The following is a 20,172-nucleotide window of genomic DNA, read 5'->3' as shown; positions in this document are numbered from 1 at the left end:
TATGACTCTCCCCACCCAACGCACTGGTCTGATCGCCAAGAAGCTGGGCATGACCCGCTTCTTCGACGAAGCTGGTCAGCACGTGCCGGTCACCGTCCTGTCGCTGGACGGTTGCCAAGTTACGGCTCAGCGCACTGTTGAGAAGGACGGTTACACCGCCCTGCAACTGGGCGCCGGCGCCAAGAAGGCCAAGAACACCCCGAACGCCATGCGCGGTCACTTCGCGAAGGCGGCCGTTGAGCCGAAGCGCGTCGTCGCCGAGTTCCGCGTCGAAGAGAACGCCCTGATCGAAGTCGGCGCCGAGTTCACGGCCGACCACTTCGTTGCCGGCCAGAAGGTCGACATCCAAGGCGTGACCGTCGGTAAGGGCTTCGCCGGCGCCATGAAGCGCTGGAACTTCGGTGGTCTGCGCGCAACGCACGGCGTTTCGCTCTCGCACCGTTCGCACGGCTCGACCGGTAACCGCCAGGATCCGGGTCGTACGTTCCCGGGCAAGAAGATGGCTGGTCACCTCGGTCAAGAAACCGTCACCACCCTGAACGTGACTGTCTGGAAGGTCGACGTCGAACGCGGCCTGATCCTGGTCAAGGGCGCTGTCCCGGGCCACGAAGGCAGCTACGTGAAGATCCGCGACGCCGTGAAGAAGGCCGCTCCGGCCGACCTGCCGCGTCCGGGCGCCTTCCGCAAGGCTGGTGAAGCTCCGGTTGCCGCTGCTGAAACCCCCGCTGAAGAGGCCCCCGCGGCGACGACCGAAGAGGGCGAAGGCTAATGAAACTCGACGTCATCAAGCTTGACGGCGCGAAGGCCGGTTCTGTGGATCTCGACGACGCCATCTTCGGCATCGACGACATCCGCGGCGACATCCTTCAGCGCGTCGTGACCTGGCAGCTGGCCAAGCGCCGCTCGGGCAACCACAAGATTCAAGTTCGTAACGAGGTCTCTCGTACGAGCAAGAAGATGTACAAGCAAAAGGGCACCGGCGGCGCTCGTCACGGTTCGCGCCGTGCGGCTCAGTTCGTCGGCGGCGCCAAGGCCCACGGCCCTGTCGTCCGTAGCCACGCGTTCGACCTGCCGAAGAAGATCCGGGCCATGGCTCTGCGCCACGCCCTGTCCTCGAAGGCCAAGGCCGGTTCGCTGGTCGTGCTGGACAGCGTTGTGCTGACCGAAGCGAAGACGGCCGCCCTGCGCGCCACCTTCGACAAGATCGGTCTGAAGAACGCCCTGGTCATCGCCGGTCCGGAAGTGGACGCGAACTTCAAGCTCGCGGCCCGCAACATCCCGAACGTGGATGTCCTGCCGAACGCCGGCCTGAACGTCTATGACGTGCTGCGTCGCCAAACCCTCGTCCTGACCAAGGACGCGGTTGAAGCGATCTCGGCTCGTTTCGCTGAGAAGGAAGCCGCCTAATGGCCGCCACCGCTCGCCACTACGATACGATCCTGTCGCCGGTGATCACTGAAAAGACGACCCTGCTCTCGGAGCAGAACAAGGTTGTCTTCAAGGTGGCCAACGATGCGTCGAAGGACGAGATCGCCGCCGCCGTCGAAGAGCTGTTCAAGGTCAAGGTTACGAAGGTCAACACCATCGTGACCAAGGGCAAGACCAAGCGCTTCCGTGGCATCGTCGGGCGTCGTAACGACGTCAAGAAAGCGATCGTGACGCTGGCTGAAGGCCAGTCGATCGACATCACGACGGGGCTCTAATCAGATGGCCTTGAAGCAATTTAACCCGACCAGCCCCGGCCAGCGCGGCCTGGTGCTGATCGACCGCAGCGAACTTCACAAGGGCAAGCCCGAGAAGAAGCTCGTTGAAGGCCTGACCAAGTCGGGCGGTCGCGGCGGCAATGGCCGTATCGCTGTCCGCTTCCGCGGCGGCGGCGCGAAGCGCCTGTACCGTCTGGTCGACTTCAAGCGTCGCAAGCAAGGCGTGGCCACGGTCGTTCGTCTCGAATACGACCCCAACCGCACCGCGTTCATCGCCCTGATCAAGTATCAGGCCGACGGCGAACTGGCGTATATCCTGGCCCCGCAACGCCTTAAGGCTGGCGACGAAGTCGTCACCGCCGACAAGGTCGACGTGAAGCCGGGTAACACCTCGCCGCTGCGCACGCTGCCGATCGGTACGATCATTCACAACATCGAGCTGAAGCCCGCCAAGGGTGGTCAGATCGCCCGTTCGGCTGGCGCCTACGCCCAGCTGGTCGGTCGTGACGCCGGCTACGCCCAGATCCGCCTGAACTCGGGCGAGCTGCGCATGGTCCTCGATACGTGCCTGGCCACCGTCGGCGCCGTTTCGAACCCCGACCATATGAACCAGAACCTCGGCAAGGCCGGTCGTTCGCGTCATATGGGCCGTCGCCCGCACGTCCGCGGCGTCGCCATGAACCCGGTCGACCACCCCCACGGTGGTGGTGAAGGCCGGACCTCGGGCGGCCGTCACCCGGTGACCCCGGCTGGTAAGCCGACCAAGGGCGCCAAGACCCGCGTCAACAAGGCCACGGACAAGTTCATCATCCGTTCGCGCCACAAAGCGAAGAAGGGCCGCTAAGCCATGACCCGCTCCGTCTGGAAAGGCCCGTTTGTCGACGGGTACCTCCTGAAGAAGGCCGACGCCGCACTGTCGTCGGGCCGCAAGGACGTCATCAAGACCTGGTCGCGTCGCTCGACGATCATGCCGCAATTCGTCGGCCTGACCTTCGGCGTCCACAACGGCCACAAGCACGTCCCGGTCTCCGTGTCGGAAGACATGGTCGGCATGAAGTTCGGCGAGTTCGCTCCTACGCGTAACTTCCCGGGCCACGCTGCCGACAAGAAGGCCAAGAGGAAGTAATCATGGCCAAGCAGAAGCAAGAACGCCGCCTGCCGGCCGCCGAAGCGATGTGCAAGGTGCGCACCCTGCGCACCAGCCCGCGCAAGCTGAACCTGGTCGCTCAGTCCATCCGTGGCCTGAACGTCCAGCGCGCTCTCAACGAGCTCGAGTTCAGCCACAAGCGTATCGCTCAGGACGTCCGCAAGGCGCTGTACTCGGCGATTTCGAACGCCGAGAACAACCACAACCTCGACATCGACTCCCTGGTCGTCGCCGAGGCCTATGTGGGCAAGAACCTGATCATGAAGCGTTTCTCGCCCCGCGCCCGCGGTCGCGCGACGCGCGTCGAGAAGCCGTTCTCCGAGATCACGATCGTGGTCCGCGAACTGGGTGAGGCCGCCTAATGGGTCAGAAAGTCAATCCGGTCGGGCTGCGGCTCGGCGTGAACCGCACTTGGGACAGCCGTTGGTTCGCCGACGGCGCCCAGTACGGCAAGATGCTGCACCAGGATCTCGCGATCCGCGCCGCCCTGAAGAAGCGCCTCTACCAAGCTGGTGTGTCGCGCATCATCATCGAGCGTCCGCACAAGAAGTGCCGCATCACGATCTATGCCGCTCGTCCGGGCGTCATCATCGGCAAGAAGGGCGCTGACATCGACAAGCTCCGCAAGGACCTGTCGATCCAGACCGAAGGCGAAGTCCACCTGAACATCGTCGAGATCCGCAAGCCGGAAACCGACGCTCAGCTGGTGGCTGAATCGATCGCTCAACAACTCGAGCGTCGTATCGCTTTCCGTCGCGCCATGAAGCGTTCGATCCAGTCGGCCGTGCGTCTCGGCGCCAAGGGCATCCGGATCAACGTCTCGGGTCGCCTCGGCGGCGCTGAAATCGCTCGCATGGAGTGGTATCGCGAAGGTCGCGTGCCGCTGCACACCCTGCGCGCTGACATTGACTTCGGTTTCGCCGAAGCCAAGACCACCTACGGCATCATCGGCGTGAAGACCTGGATCTTCAAAGGCGAAGTGCTGGAGCACGATCCGATGGCGCTCGACAAGCGTCTCGCCACTGAGTCCGGCCCGGCCGGCGAAGGTGGTGGGCGTGAGCGCGGCGATCGTCCCGATCGGGGCGACCGCGGTCGTCGCGATCGCGGTTAAGGATTAGATCGCCATGCTGTCTCCGAAAAAGACTAAATTCCGCAAGCAGTTCAAGGGCCGCATCCACGGCACTTCGAAGGGCGGCACGCTGCTGAACTTCGGTTCGTACGGTCTGAAGGCCGTCGAGCCGGAGCGCATCACGGCTCGCCAGATCGAAGCCGCCCGTCGCGCCATCACCCGCCAGATGAAGCGTCAAGGCCGCGTCTGGATCCGTATCTTCCCCGACGTGCCGGTCACCGGCAAGCCGGCCGAAGTCCGGATGGGTAAGGGTAAGGGCGCCGTGGATTACTGGGCCGCTCGCGTGGCTCCGGGCCGCATCATGTTCGAAATCGACGGCGTGCCGGACGATGTCGCGCGTGAAGCTCTCCGCCTGGGCGCCGCCAAGCTGCCGATCCGCACCCGTGTTGTCACCCGCATCGATGCGGGCGTGGCTCAGGAAGCATGATCATGAAGATCGCTGACATCCGGGGCATGACCCCCGACCAGCTGGCCGACACCCTGATCAGCCTGAAGAAGGAGCAGTTCAATCTGCGCTTCCAGGCTGCCACGGGCCAGGTCGAGAAGACCCACCGCGTCAACGAGATCCGCAAGGATATCGCGCGGATCAAGACCGTGCTGCGCGCCAAGGCCGCGGCTTAAGGAGAACGATATGCCCAAGCGTATCCTCGAAGGGGTCGTCGTCTCCGACAAAGGTGACAAGACCGTCGTGGTGAAGGTGGAACGTACTATCGTTCACCCGATCCTGAAGAAGATCGTGCGTCAGTCCAAAAAGTACCACGCGCACGACGAATCCAACGCGTACAAGGCCGGCGAAAACATTCGCATCGTCGAGTGCGCTCCGAAGTCCAAGCTGAAGACCTGGGAAGTGCTTCCCAAGGCTTCCGCTTAATCTGGAAGGTTTAGACCATGATCCAGATGCAAACTAACCTGGAAGTCGCCGACAACTCTGGCGCTCGCCGGGTCATGTGCATCAAGGTGTTGGGCGGCGCTGGCCGTCGCTACGCCAGCGTGGGCGACGTCATCGTCGTCTCCGTCAAGGAAGCCATCCCGCGTGGCCGCGTGAAGAAGGGTGACGTGCTGCGCGCCGTCGTCGTTCGCGTTAATCAAAATCTGAAGCGCAAGGATGGCTCGGTCATCCGCTTCGATAAGAACGCCGCGGTTATCGTGAACAAGGCGAGCGAGCCGGTCGGCACGCGGATTTTTGGCCCGGTTCCCCGTGAACTGCGCGCCAAGAACCACATGAAGATCATCTCCCTCGCTCCGGAGGTGCTGTAATGGCCGCTAAGATCAAGAAGGGCGACCGCGTCGTCGTTCTGGCCGGCAAGGACAAGGGCAAGCAAGGCGCTGTCCTGCAAGTCCTGCCGAAGGACAACCGCGTTGTCGTGGAAGGCGTGAACATGGTTTCGCGTCACACCAAGGCGACCCAAGCCGACCCGCAAGGCGGCATCAAGCAAAAGGAAGCCGCGCTGCACGTCTCGAACGTCGCCGTCGTGGACTCCAACGGCAAGGCCACCCGCGTCGGCTTCAAGATCGAAGGCGACAAGAAGGTGCGCGTCGCCAAGACGACCGGCGAGGTGATCAATGGCTGATCAAGCTTACGAGCCCCGGCTGAAGACCGTTTATCGCGAGCGCATCCGCGCCGCGATGAAGGAGCAGTTCGGCTACACCAACGAGATGCAGATCCCCAAGCTGGACAAGATCGTCCTGAACATGGGTATCGGCGAGGCTGTTGCCGACTCCAAGAAGGCTCAGACCGCTCTGAAGGACCTGCAGGCGATCGCCGGCCAAAAGCCCGTCGCCACCAAGGCCCGCAAGTCGATCGCCGGCTTCAAGCTGCGCGAAGGCATGGTGGTCGGCGCGAAGGTCACCCTTCGCAAGGACCGGATGTTTGAATTCCTGGACCGCCTGGTCACGATCGCGCTGCCGCGCGTGAAGGACTTCCGTGGTCTGAACGGCAAGAGCTTCGATGGCCGTGGCAACTACGCCATGGGCCTGAAGGAGCACCTGGTGTTCCCGGAAATCAACTATGACCAGATCGAACAGATCTGGGGCATGGACATCATCGTCTGCACCACTGCGAAGTCCGACCAGGAAGCCAAGGCTCTCCTGAAGGAATTCCAGTTCCCGTTCGTCAACTAAGAGAGCGGGAAGGGAAAGAAACCATGGCCAAGAAAAGCGCCGTCAACCGCAACGAAGCCGTCAAGGCCCTCGTCAAGCAACTCGCCAGCAAGCGCGCCGCCCTCAAGGCGACCGCCAACGACGAGAGCCTGCCGCTCGAGGAACGCTTCGAGGCTCGCCTCAAGCTCGCCAAGCTGCCCCGCAGCAGCTCGCCGGTTCGCATCCGCAACCGTTGCGAAGTCACGGGCCGTCCGCGCGCCTATTACCGCAAGCTGAAGATGAGCCGGATTGCGCTCCGCGAACTGGGTTCGCAGGGTCAGATCCCTGGCCTCGTCAAGTCGAGCTGGTGAGGACGATCAGATGTCGATGAACGATCCCCTGAGCGACCTGATCGCTCGCATCAAGAACGCCGCCACGCGCAAGCGCAACAAGGTGTCGACGCCGGCTTCCAAGCTGCGCGCTCGCGTCCTGGACGTGCTGGCCGACGAAGGCTACATCCGCGGCTACTCGCTGGTCGAGAAGCCCGGTGCGTTCCCCGAATTCGAGATCGAGCTGAAGTATTTTGACGGTCAGCCCGTGATCGCCGAGATCAGCCGCGTGTCCAAGCCTGGCCGTCGCGTCTACTCGTCGATCAAGGACCTGAAGCCGATCAAGAACGGCCTGGGCATCTCGATCCTGTCGACGCCGAAGGGCGTCATGTCGGACACCGCTGCACGCGACGCTAACGTCGGCGGCGAAGTCCTCTGCCGCGTCTACTAGGCGCGGGAGGGAAAGAGCATGTCACGTATCGGTAAGAAAGCCGTCGCAATCCCCTCGGGCGTGCAAGTCACGCTCGAAGGCCAGACGGTCACGATCAAGGGCCCCAAGGGTCAGCTGTCGTGGACGATCGCCGACGAAGTCGAAGTCAAGCAAGAGGGCGCTGAGCTCCTTCTGACTCCGCGCGTCGACACCAAGCGCGCCCGGGGCATGTGGGGTCTGTCCCGCACGCTGGTCGCCAACATGGTGCACGGTGTCACCGCCGGGTTCGAGGAAAGCCTCGAACTGGTCGGCGTGGGTTATCGCGCGGCCTTGAAGGGCACCGCCCTGAGCCTCCAGCTCGGCTTCAGCCACGATGTGGACGTTGCGGCTCCGGCCGGCATCACGTTCGCTGTGCCGAAGCAGACCGAAATCAAGATCGCCGGCATCGACAAGCAGGCGGTCGGCGAGATTGCCGCGAAGATCCGTCGCATTCGTCCGCCTGAACCCTACAAGGGCAAGGGCGTGCGCTATGCTGGCGAGAAGGTTCGCCGCAAGGAAGGCAAGAAGAAGTAAGCCATGGCCCTTTCTCCTCGTGAATCGGCGGCCAAGCGTGCGCAACGCACTCGCACCCGCCTCAAGAGCCTGGCCAATGGGCGTCCGCGCCTGTCGGTCTTCCGCTCGTCCAAGAACATCTACGCCCAGATCATCGATGATGAACGCGGCGTGACCCTGGCGTCGGCTTCCACCCTGGAAGCCGAAGGCAAGAAGGGTGCGGACAAGGATGCCGCTGCTGCCGTTGGCAAGCTCGTCGCCGAGCGCGCCATCGAAAAGGGCGTCAAGGACGTCGTGTTCGATCGCGGTGGCTACATCTTCCACGGCCGGGTCAAGGCCCTGGCTGACGCCGCGCGCGAAGCCGGCCTGAACTTCTAAGGGAACGAAAATGGCTCGTGGTGAACAACAGCGCGGTGAAGGCGGTCAACGCCGTGACCGTCGCGACCGCAACGCCCCCGAAGAGCGGGTCGACAGCGACATCGTCGAAAAGCTCGTCCACATCAACCGCGTCGCCGCCACCGTGAAAGGTGGCCGTCGCTTCAGCTTCGCAGCTCTGATGGTCGTTGGTGACCAAAAGGGTCGCGTCGGCTTCGGTCATGGCAAGGCGCGTGAAGTGCCGGAAGCCATCCGCAAGGCGACCGAAGAAGCCAAGAAGACGATGATCCGCGTCCCGCTGCGTGAATCCCGCACCCTGCACCACGACGGCGCTGGCCGTTGGGGCGCTGGCAAGGTGATGATGCGCGCGGCGCCTCCCGGCACCGGCGTCATCGCCGGCGGTCCGATGCGTGCGGTTCTCGAAACCCTGGGCGTCCAGGACGTCGTGGCCAAGTCGACGGGTTCCTCGAACCCGTACAACATGGTTCGCGCCACGTTCGAGGCCCTGAAGGTTCAATCGTCGCCCCGCCAGATCGCCGCCAAGCGCGGCAAGAAGGTTGGCGACATCCTCGGCCGTCGCGCCGACGGCGCTTCGTCGCCGGAAGCCATCGAGGGCTAAGTCATGGCTGAAGCTAAGCAAGTCACGGTGCGCCAAACCGGCAGCCCGATCCGTCGCGAAAAGGACCAGCGCGCCACGCTCGCCGGTCTGGGTCTCAACAAGCTGGGCCGCGTGTCCACGCTGGAAGACACCCCGTCGGTCCGCGGCATGATCCGCAAGGTCGCGCACCTGCTGGAAATCGTCGAGTAGTTCGCTACACGACGACGGAATACGCCACCCCGGAGCAATCCGGGGTGGTTTTCGTTTGAAGCGCCTGCAGCGCCTCCAGATTCTCATTGAGTTTCGGGGCGTTTTAGGGTTTTAAGCGCGCTCTGATTTTCTCAAGCCGAGTCCGGCCGCTGGCCGGGCGCAGATCTCCAAGGAGAGGCACATATGACCAAGCTGAACGAACTGGCCCCGCAGGAAGGCTCGACCAAGAACCGCATGCGCGTTGGCCGCGGTCCGGGTTCGGGCAAGGGCAAGACCGCCGGTCGCGGTGTGAAGGGCCAGAAGGCGCGCTCGGGCGTCGCCATCAACGGCTTCGAAGGCGGTCAAATGCCGCTGCACATGCGTATGCCGAAGCGCGGCTTCAACAACCCCTTCCGCCTGGACTTCGCCGAAGTGAACCTGTGGCGCTTGGAACAAGCCGTCGCCGCTGGCAAGCTGAAGGCCGGCGCTGAAGTCTCGGTCGCCGACCTGGTCGCCGCCGGCGTCATCCGTCGCGAACTGGACGGCGTGAAGCTGCTGGGCAAGGGCGAAATCAAGTCGGCCCTGAAGCTGACCGTCTACTCGGCCACGGAAGCCGCCATCAGGGCCGTCGAGGCCGCTGGTGGTTCGGTCACCGTGACCAAGAAGGCCAAGGCGCAAGCCGAAGCCTAAGACCATATGTCATCCCGGGTGAGCGCCGAGCGCTCTTCGGGACCTCGTTTTCGACCGGGATGACAGAAATAGGGGGCTCGCCGTGACAACACGGCGGGCCTCACCTATTTGTGGCGCTCTCCTCGGATCAGCCTGGTCCGAGAAACCAAATTTCAGAGCGCGACCGTCGCCGAAGCGGTATTGGCTTCCGGCAATCGCGCTCCTGAGTCGTGGGGATCTGTATGGCCTCGGCCGCCGAACAACTCGCAGCCAATATGAATTTCGCGTCGTTCCAAAAGGCGACCGAACTTCACAAGCGTATCTGGTTCACCCTGATCGCGCTCGTCGTCTATCGCCTCGGCACCTATGTTCCGATCCCCGGCGTCGATCCGGCCGCGTTCTCGCGCCTGTTCAGCGGCAATGCCGAGGGTATCCTCGGCATGTTCAACACGTTCTCCGGCGGCGCCGTGGAGCGTATGGCGATCTTCTCGCTGAACGTGATGCCCTACATCAGCGCCTCGATCATCGTGCAGCTGATGGGCACGGTGTATCCGCCGTGGGAGAAGCTGAAGAAGGAAGGCGGGGAGGCGGGGCGCAAGACCCTCAACCAGTACACCCGCTACCTGGCCGTGGTTCTGGCCGTCGTCCAGTCGTTCTCGATCGCCGTGGGCCTGTCGGCCCAGCCCGGCGTGGTCGCCAGCGGCGTGGGTCCGACGTTCTTCATCGTCTCGACTGTCGTGGCCCTGACCGGCGGCACCCTGTTCCTGATGTGGCTGGGTGAGCAGATCACCAGCCGCGGCGTCGGCAACGGCGTCTCGCTGATCATCTTTGCCGGCATCGTGGCACACCTGCCCATGAGCATCGGCCAGCTGCTGGTTCAGTCGCAGACCTCGGGCAACTACACCCCGATGTTCCTGATCGTCATCGGCGCCGTGGCCGCTATCCTGGCCATCGTCTTCATCGAGCGCTCCCAGCGCCGCCTGCTGGTCCACTATCCCAAGCGCCAGCAGGGCAATCGCATGATCGGCGGCGAAAGCTCGTTCATGCCGCTGAAGATCAACACCGCCGGCGTCATCCCCCCGATCTTCGCCTCGAGCCTGCTGCTACTGCCGACCACGGCCATGCAGTTCATCTCGTCGACGAACCTGCCGAACTCGCTGTCGTGGCTGCCGGGCGTCGTGGGCGCGCTGCAGCATGGCCAGCCGGCCTTCATGATCTTCTACGCGCTGCTGATCATCTTCTTCTCGTTCTTCTACACCTCGGTCGTGTTCAACCCCGAGGAGACGGCGGAGAACCTGCGCAAGTACGGCGGCTTCCTGCCGGGCATCCGTCCGGGCAAGCGCACCGCTGAGTACCTGGACTACGTGCTGACCCGCCTGACGGTGATCGGCGCGGCCTACATCACCGCCGTCTGCGTGGCGCCGGAACTAATGATGGCCGCGATGAAGTCGAACCAGTTCGCCATGGGCGGCACGTCGATCCTGATCGTCGTGACGGTGACCATGGACACGGTCGCTCAGATTCAGTCGCACCTGCTGGCTCACCAGTACGAAGGCCTGATCAAGAAGTCGAAGCTGCGCGGCGGTCGTAACAACCGCTGATCCCAGCTGCATTTTAATTGGAAGCGTCGGAAGCCGGATTGTCACAAATCCGGCTTCCGTTTTCCCTCGGCGCGATCTAGGTCTGCGGAGGGAGAAGCGGGCTGAAGACCCGTTAGCGCGCGAAGGGGCTTACATGAATCTGATCCTGTTCGGACCGCCGGCGGCGGGGAAGGGGACCCAGGCCAAGCGCCTGGTCGAAGAGCGTGGCATGGTTCAGCTCTCGACCGGCGACATGCTGCGCGCGGCGATCGCCTCGGGCTCGGAGCTTGGCCAACGCGTCAAGGGCGTGCTGGATCGCGGCGAGCTGGTGACGGATGAGATCGTCATCGCCTTGATCGAGGACCGTCTGCCCGAGGCCGAAGCGGCTGGCGGCGCGATCTTCGACGGTTTCCCGCGGACGGTCGCCCAGGCGGAAGCTCTGGACAAGATGTTGTCCGCCCGCGGACAGAAGATCGACTCCGTTCTCCGACTCAAGGTAGACGAACCGGCCCTGATCGAGCGGATCAAGAAGCGGTTCGAAGACCAGGGACGGCCTGACGACAATCCGGAAGTCTTCGTGACTCGCCTGGCCCAGTACAATGCCCAGACCGCGCCTTTGCTGCCCTACTACAAGGCGCAGGAAAAGCTTGTGGAGCTGGACGGCATGGGGACCGTGGAAACGGTCGCTACGTCGATCGACGAGGCGCTGAGCGTCGTCGCTTAAGAAAGCCCGAATTCATTGGAACCCCGGTGGATTCAGTTGTTGACGGAAGCGAAACGATCCCTATAACGGGGCGCTTCCGCGAAAGGGCGCGATCCGTGCGCGCCGGTTTGGATCCCTGATCCGGCCGGGCGCGCCGTTCGCGTCTTTAGTGCGTGACTAGGAGAACATTAGACGTGGCCCGTATCGCAGGCGTCAACATCCCGACGAACAAGCGCGTTTTGATCGCGCTTCAGTACATTCACGGCATCGGCCAAAAGTCGGCTCGTGAAATCATCACGAAGGTGGGCATCGAGGATGCGCGTCGCGTCAATCAACTGACCGACGCCGAAGTCCTGCAGATCCGCGAAACGATCGACCGCGACTACACCGTCGAGGGCGACCTGCGCCGCGAGAACTCGATGAACATCAAGCGTCTGATGGACCTGGCCTGCTACCGCGGCCTGCGTCACCGTAAGGGCCTGCCGGTCCGCGGTCAGCGCACCCACACGAACGCTCGTACCCGCAAGGGTCCGGCCAAGCCGATCGCCGGCAAGAAGAAATAAGGTAGCCTGACCGATGGCCAAGGAACCGGGTCGCGTTAAAAAGCGCGAACGCAAGAACATCACCTCGGGCGTGGCGCACGTGAACGCCTCGTTCAACAACACGATGATCACCATCACCGACGCTCAGGGGAACACCATCTCCTGGTCGAGCGCTGGCATGATGGGCTTCAAGGGCTCGCGCAAGTCGACCCCGTACGCCGCTCAGATGGCCGCCGAAGACGCGGGCAAGAAGGCTGCGGAACACGGTGTGAAGACCCTGGAAGTCAACGTCTCGGGTCCGGGTTCGGGCCGTGAGTCGGCTCTGCGCGCCCTTCAGGCCGCGGGTATGACCATCACGACCATCCGCGACGTCACGCCGATCCCGCACAACGGCTGCCGTCCGCCCAAGCGTCGTCGCGTCTAGTACTTTTAGACCACAATTCTCCTTCGCCGGCTGCGCAAAACGCGGCCGGCGAGCCGCGTTCTCAAGGGACCCGACCACGTGATCGAAAGAAACTGGAACGAGTTGATCCGTCCTGAGAAGCCGCAGATCGAAACCGGCGCTGACGCGACCCGCAAGGCTCGCATCGTCGCTGAACCGCTCGAGCGCGGTTTCGGTGTTACGCTCGGCAACGCCCTGCGTCGCGTTCTCCTCTCGTCGCTGCAAGGCGCCGCCGTCACCGCCATCCAAATCGATGGCGTGGTGCACGAATTCTCTTCGCTCGAAGGCGTCCGCGAAGACGTCGTCGACATCGTTCTGAACATCAAGCAACTGGCCGTTCGGATGCACGCCGAAGGCCCGAAGCGCATGACCCTGCGCGCCACGGGCCCCGGCCCGGTGACCGCTGGTCAGATCGAAACCCCGGCCGACATCGAAATCCTGAATCCCGACCACGTGCTCTGCACGCTGGACGACGGTGCTTCGGTGCGCATGGAGTTCACGGTCAACACCGGCAAGGGCTACGTCCCGGCTGACCGTAACCGTCCGGAAGACGCGCCGATCGGCCTGATCGCCGTCGACGCCCTGTACTCGCCGGTCAAGCGCGTCGCCTATCGCGTCGAGCCGACCCGTCAAGGCCAGTCGCTGGACTACGACAAGCTGATCCTGGAAGTCGAAACCAACGGCGCCGTCACTCCGGTGGACGCTGTGGCCTACGCCGCCCGGATCCTGCAGGACCAACTGCAGATCTTCATCACCTTCGAGGAACCGAAGGCCAAGTCGGCCGACGAGTCCAAGCCGGAACTGCCGTTCAACCCGGCCCTGCTGAAGAAGGTGGACGAGCTGGAATTGTCGGTCCGTTCGGCCAACTGCCTGAAGAACGACAACATCGTCTACATCGGCGACCTGATCCAGAAGACCGAAGCCGAGATGCTCCGCACCCCGAACTTCGGTCGCAAGTCGCTGAACGAGATCAAGGAAGTTCTCGCCGGCATGGGTCTGCACCTCGGCATGGACGTGCCGAACTGGCCGCCGGAAAACATCGAAGATCTGGCCAAGAAGTTCGAAGACCAAATCTAAGAACCTCGAAGCTATCGCGCTAAATCCGGGCCGCCTTTCCTTCTCCGGAAGGGGAGGCGGCCTGGGCCTTTTGAAGCCGCACCCGCGGTGGAGGGCCCCGGCGCTTCGCTCTGACCCGGTCGGGACGGACCAGGATTGGTGACAATCAGGCGCTCACACGTTTTGCGCCGCTCGGGCTTGATGCCCAGGAGATAGAAAATGCGTCACGGTAACGCTCACCGTAAACTCGGCCGCACCACGGCTCACCGCATCGCCATGTTCGCCAACATGTCGGCCTCGCTGATCAAGCACGAGCAAATCGTCACCACCCTGCCGAAGGCCAAGGAACTGCGTCCGATCGTCGAAAAGCTGGTCACCCTGGCCAAGCGCGGCGACCTGCACGCTCGTCGTCAGGCCATCAGCTCGGTTCGCGACGTCGAACAAGTCGGCAAGCTGTTCGCGGTCCTGGGCCCGCGCTACAAGGACCGTCAGGGCGGCTACATCCGCATTCTGAAGGCCGGCTTCCGCTACGGCGACAACGCCCCGCTGGCCGTCATCGAGTTCGTCGACCGCGACGTCTCGGAAAAGGGCAAGGACTCGGGTCCGGTCTACACGAACGAAGCCGAAGACTAAGATTTTCAGCGCAAGCTGAGCGAAGGGCCCCGGAGAAATCCGGGGCCTTTTTCGTTGGGCGGCTCACTAGGAGGCTAGGCCAGCGCCGCCGCATCACGTCGACAGGGGCATGCTCTCCGCCGATGCGTGGGCCGGTTTTCGCAACACCCGATCGCGCAAGTGCAGGAAGGGATGCTCGACCAGCAGCCATAGAATGGTTGCGGCCACGAGATCGCCGATGAGATAGACGCCTACGCCGGTCCAGCCGTGCAGCACGCCGTCGCCCAAGGCGTCACGCAGCATGTGCTGCACGGGCTTGTGGACGAGGTAGAGGCTGTAGGCGAGGGTGGCGACGGCTGTGAAGGGTTGCAGTGGCAGCCGTTGCAGCGCCGGCTCCAGGTCGAGCAGAGCGCACAGCAACAGGGTGCTGGCCAGGCAGGCCAGGGGATAGAGAACCACCGCGCCGGCCAGGTCCAGAGCCACGCCGTCGGCATGTTCCAGGCAGAGCATGACGGTCCCGGCGGCGGCCAGCAGGCCTAGCGGACCGGTCAGCCAAGGCGGGGCCAGTCGGGCGACCTGGGCCGGGAAGACGGTGCGGGCGGCGGCGAGCAGGACACCCATGGCCAGGCCATCAAGGCGGGTCCAGGTCGGGTAGTAGATCAGCCGCAGAAAGTCGGCCGGACGCGTGGACGGATCGGCGGCCGGGCCATGCCAGATGCCCCAACGCAGGGCCATCCCGCCGAGAATCACGGTCGCGCCGACGGCAACCGCGGGTCCCCAGCCCTTGAAGCGGCTCAGGGCGAGCACCAACGGCGGCAGGATCCAGTAGAAGTGCTCCTCGACGCATAGCGACCAGGCTGAGGTGAAGGCTCCGGTGACACGGTAGTCCAATTCGAAGTTCATCGTGAAGGTCAGGAACCGCCACAAGGGCTGTATGGTCTTACCATCCGAGAAGCCCGGCAGTAGGAAGTAGAGTGACAGCACGACCAAGTAGGCGGGCAGGATGCGAAAGGCGCGGTTGGTCCAGAAGCGCTTGAAATCAACGCCGCTCCCAGCCGCGACGCGCTTAAAGAGCTGGGCGCCGATCAGATAGCCGCTGAGCACGAAGAATACGTCGACCCCCAGCCAACCGAACGGCTGCACGCTCAGCAGGGGCTCGGGGCGGGCAGGCTTGGGCATATGCCAGGCCATGACCAGAAGGATGGCGGCGGCGCGCAACAGGTCGGGTCCGTAAGCGCGGCGATGGGCGTCGCGTGGCGGGGCGCGGAGGGCGGCGAAGGCCCTGGAGACGGCGATCATGAGCGTCCAGAAAGCGCGCCAGGATGCGATAGCCGGCGGCTAGCGACGAAGATGCCTGATCAACCCTGAGTCGCCATCAGGTCTTGAACAAATTTCTCCGGAACATATGCGTAGCGACACCGCTCGGATGGGTCCGTCTTGAGCCGCCAAAGGCCGATCTGAAGGGGGCCAAGCCTCGCCATTCGGCCCACCTGTTCCAACAGCAGCACAAAGCCGCCCTTAAGTTTTATGCAAGTCAATCGCAATCGCATTGCGCTTGCGAACCATTGGCGATGATCCTAGAAGCGCCCGCGCAACCAAGGATATGCCATGCGTCCGTTTCTCGCTGTCTCGACCGCCGCCGTCGCCCTGATCGCCGCCAACGCCGCCCTGGCCCAGGCGAGCGCGCCGGACGCGGTGGACGCCCTGATCGTCACCAGCGAGCGCGCCACGACGGCGACCAAGACCGACACGCCGCTGATCCGCACGCCCCAGGCCGTCAGCGTGGTCGAAGGCCAACTGATCGCCGACCGCGGCGCGCTGAACCTGCAGGAAACCCTGCGCTACTCGGCTGGCGCGGGCGCCGAGACCTACGGCATGGACACCCGCGGCGATGGCCCGTCGCTGCGCGGCTTCAGCTCGGCGCAGTATCTGGACGGCCTGAACAAGGTGATCGGCTTCAACCTGGTGCCGCGCACCGAGGTCTACACCCTGGAGCGCGTCGAGATCCTGCGCGGCCCGTCGTCGATGCTGTACGGCCAGGGCTCGACCGGCGGCGTGATCAACTCGATCAGCAAGCGCCCGACCTTCGAGAAGGGCGGCGAGATCGTCGGCCAGGTGGGCTCGTTCGACCGCTTCCAGGGCATGGTGGACTACCAGACGCCGGTCAGCGATGATCTGGCCGTACGCCTGGTGGCCATGGCCCGCGACGCCGGCATGCAGACCGACCACGTCGACGACAACCGCGTGGTGATCTCGCCCTCGATCAGCTGGAAGCCGACCGACGACACCACCATCACCCTGATCGGCCTCTATCAGGACGACCACACCGCCTCGAGCCAGCAGTTCCTGCCTGTGGTCTCGACCCTGCTGGACCGGTTCCCGCGTCTGCCGGTCGACCGCTTCCTGGGCGAGCCGGACTATGACCGCCTGGACGCCCAGCAGACGGCTGTGACCCTGCTGGCCAGCCACCGCTTCAACGACACCTTCCAGGCCAACGCCAACTTGCGCTTCGTCGACGCCAAGACCGAGTTCCGCGAGATCTACGCCTACGCCTACGGCAATCCGGACAACCCGTTCACCGACGCGGCCAACCAGATCATCCCGCGCTCGGCCTACGCCATCGACACCGACACCAAGATCGTCACCGCCGACTTCAACGGCACGGCGCGCTTCGCCACCGGGGCGATCGATCACGTGCTGCTGGGCGGCCTGGATATCCTGGACGTCAGCAGCAAGAGCGCCAGCGGCTTTGGCATGGTCACCTCGATCAACGCCTACAATCCGGTCTACGGCCAGCCCTTCGATGCGCCGGTCCTGGCGACCATGCCCAAGCTGGACCAGAGCCAGGTCGGCTTCTACCTGCAGGATCAGCTGCGCTGGGGCGACCTGACCATGGTCGCCGGCTTCCGCCGCGACCGCGCCGAGCAGCAGAACGCCGGCTCGGCCAAGCAGGTCGACAAGGCCACCACCTACCGCGTCGGCGCCATCTACGACCTGGGCCATGGCGTGTCGCCGTACATCAGCTATTCGGAATCCTTCCAGCCGGTGATCGGTCAGAACGTCCGCGGCGAGACCTTCAAGCCGCAGAAGGGCGAACAGGTCGAGGTTGGCGTGAAGTGGCGGCCGCTGGCCGGCGTCCTGGTGACCCTGGCGGGTTACGACCTGACCGAGACCAACCGCCTGGTCAACGACCCGGACAACGTGGTCAACACCATCCAGACCGGCGAGATCAGCGGCAAGGGCATCGAGTTCGAAGCCAGCTGGATCCGTCCGCGCGACCTGACCGTCACCGTCGCCATGAGCCACGCCAAGACCGAGGTCCAGGAGTCGTCGGCCGATTATGAGGAAGGCCGCCAGGCCTCGGACACGCCGCGCAACTTCGCCTCGGCCTGGGTGGTCAAGACCCTGCCGCTGGACAACGACGTCGACCTGCGGATCGGCGGCGGCGTGCGCTACATGGGCTCGACCACCTCGATCGGCGCGACCAACACGCTGAAGACGCCGTCCAACACCCTGGTCGACGCGCTGCTGGCCGTGGACTTCAAGCGCTGGAGCCTGTCGCTGAACGCGACCAACCTGCTGGACAAGCAGTACTATGTGTCGTGCCGCGTGTTCGGCGACTGCTTCACGGGCCTAGGCCGCAACGTGATCGCCAGCGTCGGCTACAAGTTCTAGGCCTTCGGGACCACGACCCGCGCCGGGTTGCCCACCACGGTGGCGCCTGGCGCGACGTCGCGGGTGACGACCGATCCGGCTCCGACCACGGCGTCGTCGCCGATGGTGACGCCCGGCAGGATGATCGCCCCGCCGCCGATCCAGACATTGGAGCCGATGTGGATGGGGCGGCCTGACTCCAGGCCCGTGCGGCGTTCGACCGGATCGCGCGGATGGTCGGCGGTCAGGATCTGCACGCCGGGGCCGATGGCGGTGGCCGCGCCGATGGTGACCTCGACCACATCGAGGATCACGCAGCCGAAGTTCATGAACACCCCGTCGCCGAGGCTGATGTTGTAGCCGTAGTCGCAGTGGAACGGCGCGCGGATGTTCACGTGCTGGCCGACCGCCTTGAAGTGCTGGGCCAACAGGGCAGGGCGGTCCTCGACGCCGGGCGCGTTGAACCGCTCCATCCAGGCCAGGTTCTTGCGGTAATCGGCTTGCAACTCGGGATCGGTGGCCATGTACAGCTCACCGGCCAGCATCTTTTCTTTCTCGGTACGCAACGTCGCTATTCCTTGGTCAGGTCCTGGCGGCGGAACAGGAAGACCGCGCCGGCGGTGAGAAGGGCGATCCAGGCCGCGAGGATGGCCAGCGCCGGACCGGCGTTGGCGGCGGGCGCGCCCAGCTGCGAGGCGTCCAGCAAGGTCGCGCGCAGCAGGTCGGCATCATAGACGGGGATGGCCATCAGCTTCCAGCTAGGCTGGCCTTGCTCGAGCAGACGCAGCGAGCTGGCCATGACGGTCTGCACGAACCGCACGCCCAGACAGACGATGACCACGCCCATGGTCGAGCGGGTCAGGACGCCGACGCCGGCGGCGAGGGCGGCCAGGGTCATGGCCTCCAGCCAGGTCACGGCCAGTACGCCGACCGCGTCGAACAGATTGCGGTCGAAGGCCGAGAAGGTGAGGGTGCGCTGGCTGATCACTGAACCCAGAACGGCCGCTACAGCAGCCAGCAGGGCGCTCAGCACCAGGTTCCAGAAGATCGCCTCGCCGACCACGATCAGCTTGGCCAGCAGCAGGTTCTGGCGGGTGTTGCGCGGGGTCAGCAGGCGCCAGGTCTCCCAGCGATAGTCGCCGGCCAGCACCGTGGCCGCCCCGATCATCAGGAACAGCACGCTGAAGGTCGAGGCCCCGTCGGCCAGCACCTTGATGACCTGATCGACCAGGCCGACCGTGACGCCCGGCATGGGCTTGCGCACGACCGCCCGCAGGAAGAGGTCGCCGCCCACGCTGACCATGAAGCCGATCAACGGCGCGAAGCAGAAACCCCAGAACAGGGCCGAATGGTCGCGCAGCAGGCGGAAGCGTTCGGCGGCGATGGCGTCGGCGAGCATCAGGCGGCTCCTTCCGAGAGCGGTTGGGCCGCTTCGAGGGTCTTGAGATAGACGCCTTCCAGGTCGGCCTCGCGCCAGCGGGCCTCGGTGATCTCGACCCCGGCCGCGACCAGGGCGCGGATCAGTTCGGGGGCCTCGTCTCGGCGAATGTCGGCCAGCACCGCGTCGGCGCCGTCGGCCACGCCGCGCGCGCCCAGCACGGTCAGCGCCGCGGCGATGGGGGAGGCGGCGGTGATGCGCAGGCGGGCCTCGCCGGCGGTCAGTTCGGCCACCGCGCCCTCGGCCACCACCTTGCCCTTCGACAGGATGGCGACGCGGTCGCAGACCCGGCGGACCTCGTCCAGCTGGTGGCTGGCCAGGATCACCGTGACGCCCTCGCGCTGGGCCAGGTCGACGATCAGGGCGCGGATCTCCTGGATGCCGGCCGGGTCCATGCCGCTGGTCGGTTCGTCCAGGATCACCAGTTCGGGCCTGGTGAAGAACGCCGCGGCCAGGCCCAGGCGCTGCTTCATGCCGACCGAATAGCCGCTGGTCGAACGGTCGGCGGCGTGGGCGATGCCGACCCGCTCCAGCCAGCCGTCGATGTCGGCGGTCTTCGCCCCGCTCTCGAGGGCCAGCATCTTCAGGACGTCGCGGGCGGTCAGGGACGGTGGATAGCGCGGCGTCTCGATCATCGCCCCGACCTTGCGCAGGGCGGCGATGTCGCCGGCCCGGGCGCCGAACAGTCGGGCCGAACCGTCGGTGGGCCGCACTAGGCCCAGCGCGATGCGGAACAGGGTGCTCTTGCCCGCGCCATTGGGGCCCAGAACGCCAAATACGCCGCCGGCGGGTATGCTCAGCGAGAAGTCGTCGAGGGCGCGCACTGCCCCGTAGGTCTTGGTGAGGCGGTCGGCCTCGAGCGCGATCGACATGCTCTAGGATCCCGGCGCCGAGCGAGTCGGCAGGTCGGCCCGACTATGGCCACCCGCCGCCGCTGCGCCAAGT

31 protein-coding genes are annotated in these 20,172 nt (G+C 64.7%); 27 read left to right on the top strand and 4 right to left on the bottom strand.

Features of this window, described 5'->3' with window-relative positions; all coding sequences use genetic code 11:
- Window position 1 precedes the first annotated feature (1 nt).
- From rplC to rplQ, 26 genes are all read left to right on the top strand, one after another.
- Complete coding sequence (rplC, locus tag ABDW31_RS24940; RefSeq protein WP_184720793.1) at window positions 2-769, top strand: 50S ribosomal protein L3; 768 nt, start codon at window positions 2-4, stop codon at window positions 767-769.
- Entirely contained in the window at window positions 769-1,407 is a 639-nt protein-coding gene (gene rplD / locus ABDW31_RS24935; protein WP_172265588.1) for a 50S ribosomal protein L4, read from the top strand. Before rplC ends, rplD begins: the two co-directional genes overlap by 1 nt.
- On the top strand, window positions 1,407-1,703 hold the full coding sequence (locus ABDW31_RS24930) for a 50S ribosomal protein L23 (protein ID WP_172265586.1): 297 nt from the start codon (window positions 1,407-1,409) through the stop codon (window positions 1,701-1,703). The genes rplD and ABDW31_RS24930 overlap by 1 nt, the downstream gene beginning before the upstream one ends.
- 4 nt (window positions 1,704-1,707) lie before the next feature.
- Entirely contained in the window at window positions 1,708-2,547 is an 840-nt protein-coding gene (gene rplB, locus ABDW31_RS24925) for a 50S ribosomal protein L2 (RefSeq protein ID WP_184720791.1), read from the top strand.
- A 3-nt stretch (window positions 2,548-2,550) separates the two neighbouring features.
- On the top strand, window positions 2,551-2,829 hold the full coding sequence (gene rpsS / locus ABDW31_RS24920; protein ID WP_099442405.1) for a 30S ribosomal protein S19: 279 nt from the start codon (window positions 2,551-2,553) through the stop codon (window positions 2,827-2,829).
- 2 nt (window positions 2,830-2,831) lie between these two features.
- Complete coding sequence (gene rplV, locus ABDW31_RS24915) at window positions 2,832-3,212, top strand: 50S ribosomal protein L22 (RefSeq protein WP_010919132.1); 381 nt, start codon at window positions 2,832-2,834, stop codon at window positions 3,210-3,212.
- The gene (gene rpsC / locus ABDW31_RS24910; RefSeq protein ID WP_172265582.1) at window positions 3,212-3,961 is read left to right on the top strand and encodes a 30S ribosomal protein S3; all 750 of its coding nucleotides are present in this window, start codon (window positions 3,212-3,214) and stop codon (window positions 3,959-3,961) included. The genes rplV and rpsC overlap by 1 nt, the downstream gene beginning before the upstream one ends.
- A 13-nt stretch (window positions 3,962-3,974) precedes the next feature.
- Window positions 3,975-4,406 carry a 50S ribosomal protein L16 gene (gene rplP / locus ABDW31_RS24905; RefSeq protein WP_172265579.1) on the top strand — a complete coding sequence of 144 codons (432 nt, stop codon included), beginning with the start codon at window positions 3,975-3,977 and terminating at the stop codon, window positions 4,404-4,406.
- 2 nt (window positions 4,407-4,408) lie between these two features.
- A complete protein-coding gene (rpmC, locus tag ABDW31_RS24900; protein WP_004616922.1) occupies window positions 4,409-4,600 on the top strand; it encodes a 50S ribosomal protein L29 in 192 nt (63 codons plus the stop codon).
- 10 nt (window positions 4,601-4,610) lie between these two features.
- Window positions 4,611-4,850, top strand: coding sequence for a 30S ribosomal protein S17 (gene rpsQ, locus ABDW31_RS24895; protein ID WP_184720788.1), 240 nt, complete (start codon window positions 4,611-4,613; stop codon window positions 4,848-4,850).
- Between the two features lie 17 nt (window positions 4,851-4,867).
- A complete protein-coding gene (rplN, locus tag ABDW31_RS24890; RefSeq protein WP_125159663.1) occupies window positions 4,868-5,236 on the top strand; it encodes a 50S ribosomal protein L14 in 369 nt (122 codons plus the stop codon).
- Window positions 5,236-5,550, top strand: a complete 315-nt coding sequence (rplX, locus tag ABDW31_RS24885; protein WP_184720786.1) for a 50S ribosomal protein L24 — start codon at window positions 5,236-5,238, stop codon at window positions 5,548-5,550. Before rplN ends, rplX begins: the two co-directional genes overlap by 1 nt.
- Window positions 5,543-6,100, top strand: coding sequence for a 50S ribosomal protein L5 (rplE, locus tag ABDW31_RS24880; RefSeq protein WP_184720784.1), 558 nt, complete (start codon window positions 5,543-5,545; stop codon window positions 6,098-6,100). Before rplX ends, rplE begins: the two co-directional genes overlap by 8 nt.
- A gap of 23 nt (window positions 6,101-6,123) precedes the next feature.
- Window positions 6,124-6,429: a 30S ribosomal protein S14 gene (gene rpsN / locus ABDW31_RS24875; protein WP_324097480.1), complete on the top strand. Its 306-nt coding sequence runs from the start codon at window positions 6,124-6,126 to the stop codon at window positions 6,427-6,429.
- 10 nt (window positions 6,430-6,439) lie between these two features.
- Window positions 6,440-6,838: a 30S ribosomal protein S8 gene (rpsH, locus tag ABDW31_RS24870; protein ID WP_172265564.1), complete on the top strand. Its 399-nt coding sequence runs from the start codon at window positions 6,440-6,442 to the stop codon at window positions 6,836-6,838.
- 18 nt (window positions 6,839-6,856) lie between these two features.
- Window positions 6,857-7,390, top strand: coding sequence for a 50S ribosomal protein L6 (rplF, locus tag ABDW31_RS24865; protein ID WP_184720780.1), 534 nt, complete (start codon window positions 6,857-6,859; stop codon window positions 7,388-7,390).
- 3 nt (window positions 7,391-7,393) lie between these two features.
- Complete coding sequence (gene rplR / locus ABDW31_RS24860; protein WP_184720778.1) at window positions 7,394-7,747, top strand: 50S ribosomal protein L18; 354 nt, start codon at window positions 7,394-7,396, stop codon at window positions 7,745-7,747.
- 10 nt (window positions 7,748-7,757) lie between these two features.
- The gene (rpsE, locus tag ABDW31_RS24855) at window positions 7,758-8,363 is read left to right on the top strand and encodes a 30S ribosomal protein S5 (RefSeq protein WP_096051657.1); all 606 of its coding nucleotides are present in this window, start codon (window positions 7,758-7,760) and stop codon (window positions 8,361-8,363) included.
- 3 nt (window positions 8,364-8,366) lie between these two features.
- Entirely contained in the window at window positions 8,367-8,552 is a 186-nt protein-coding gene (gene rpmD, locus ABDW31_RS24850; RefSeq protein ID WP_058348448.1) for a 50S ribosomal protein L30, read from the top strand.
- A 183-nt stretch (window positions 8,553-8,735) separates the two neighbouring features.
- On the top strand, window positions 8,736-9,221 hold the full coding sequence (rplO, locus tag ABDW31_RS24845; protein WP_343699806.1) for a 50S ribosomal protein L15: 486 nt from the start codon (window positions 8,736-8,738) through the stop codon (window positions 9,219-9,221).
- 221 nt (window positions 9,222-9,442) lie between these two features.
- On the top strand, window positions 9,443-10,801 hold the full coding sequence (secY, locus tag ABDW31_RS24840) for a preprotein translocase subunit SecY (protein WP_184720774.1): 1,359 nt from the start codon (window positions 9,443-9,445) through the stop codon (window positions 10,799-10,801).
- A 133-nt stretch (window positions 10,802-10,934) separates the two neighbouring features.
- Complete coding sequence (locus tag ABDW31_RS24835) at window positions 10,935-11,504, top strand: adenylate kinase (protein ID WP_184720772.1); 570 nt, start codon at window positions 10,935-10,937, stop codon at window positions 11,502-11,504.
- Between the two features lie 173 nt (window positions 11,505-11,677).
- Window positions 11,678-12,046, top strand: coding sequence for a 30S ribosomal protein S13 (rpsM, locus tag ABDW31_RS24830; RefSeq protein WP_010919149.1), 369 nt, complete (start codon window positions 11,678-11,680; stop codon window positions 12,044-12,046).
- A 13-nt stretch (window positions 12,047-12,059) separates the two neighbouring features.
- Complete coding sequence (gene rpsK / locus ABDW31_RS24825) at window positions 12,060-12,449, top strand: 30S ribosomal protein S11 (protein WP_004616890.1); 390 nt, start codon at window positions 12,060-12,062, stop codon at window positions 12,447-12,449.
- A gap of 78 nt (window positions 12,450-12,527) precedes the next feature.
- The gene (locus ABDW31_RS24820) at window positions 12,528-13,544 is read left to right on the top strand and encodes a DNA-directed RNA polymerase subunit alpha (protein ID WP_184720769.1); all 1,017 of its coding nucleotides are present in this window, start codon (window positions 12,528-12,530) and stop codon (window positions 13,542-13,544) included.
- Window positions 13,545-13,742: 198 nt separating this feature from the next.
- Window positions 13,743-14,156, top strand: coding sequence for a 50S ribosomal protein L17 (gene rplQ, locus ABDW31_RS24815; protein WP_184720767.1), 414 nt, complete (start codon window positions 13,743-13,745; stop codon window positions 14,154-14,156).
- A 93-nt stretch (window positions 14,157-14,249) separates the two neighbouring features.
- On the opposite strand, the gene ABDW31_RS24810 is transcribed toward rplQ, so the two are convergent.
- Window positions 14,250-15,434, bottom strand: coding sequence for an acyltransferase (locus tag ABDW31_RS24810; RefSeq protein ID WP_343699805.1), 1,185 nt, complete (start codon window positions 15,432-15,434; stop codon window positions 14,250-14,252).
- Window positions 15,435-15,743: 309 nt separating this feature from the next.
- Here ABDW31_RS24810 and ABDW31_RS24805 point away from each other — a divergent pair, with 309 nt between their 5' ends.
- The gene (locus ABDW31_RS24805; RefSeq protein WP_343699804.1) at window positions 15,744-17,810 is read left to right on the top strand and encodes a TonB-dependent siderophore receptor; all 2,067 of its coding nucleotides are present in this window, start codon (window positions 15,744-15,746) and stop codon (window positions 17,808-17,810) included.
- Here the strand turns inward: ABDW31_RS24805 and ABDW31_RS24800 are convergent.
- From ABDW31_RS24800 to ABDW31_RS24790, 3 genes are read right to left on the bottom strand one after another with little or no spacing between them, the layout of a single operon-like run.
- Entirely contained in the window at window positions 17,807-18,355 is a 549-nt protein-coding gene (locus ABDW31_RS24800) for a sugar O-acetyltransferase (protein ID WP_343699803.1), read from the bottom strand. The two genes, ABDW31_RS24805 and ABDW31_RS24800, sit on opposite strands and share 4 nt — an antisense overlap.
- A gap of 5 nt (window positions 18,356-18,360) precedes the next feature.
- Window positions 18,361-19,188: an ABC transporter permease gene (locus ABDW31_RS24795; protein ID WP_343699802.1), complete on the bottom strand. Its 828-nt coding sequence runs from the start codon at window positions 19,186-19,188 to the stop codon at window positions 18,361-18,363.
- On the bottom strand, window positions 19,188-20,099 hold the full coding sequence (locus ABDW31_RS24790) for an ABC transporter ATP-binding protein (RefSeq protein ID WP_343699801.1): 912 nt from the start codon (window positions 20,097-20,099) through the stop codon (window positions 19,188-19,190). Before ABDW31_RS24790 ends, ABDW31_RS24795 begins: the two co-directional genes overlap by 1 nt.
- Between the last annotated feature and the right edge of the window lie 73 nt (window positions 20,100-20,172).

This window comes from Caulobacter sp. (assembly GCF_039596335.1).
Taxonomy (GTDB): domain Bacteria; phylum Pseudomonadota; class Alphaproteobacteria; order Caulobacterales; family Caulobacteraceae; genus Caulobacter.
Note: the sequence above shows the minus strand (reverse complement) of the source record. Positions and strands in the feature narration are given on the sequence as shown.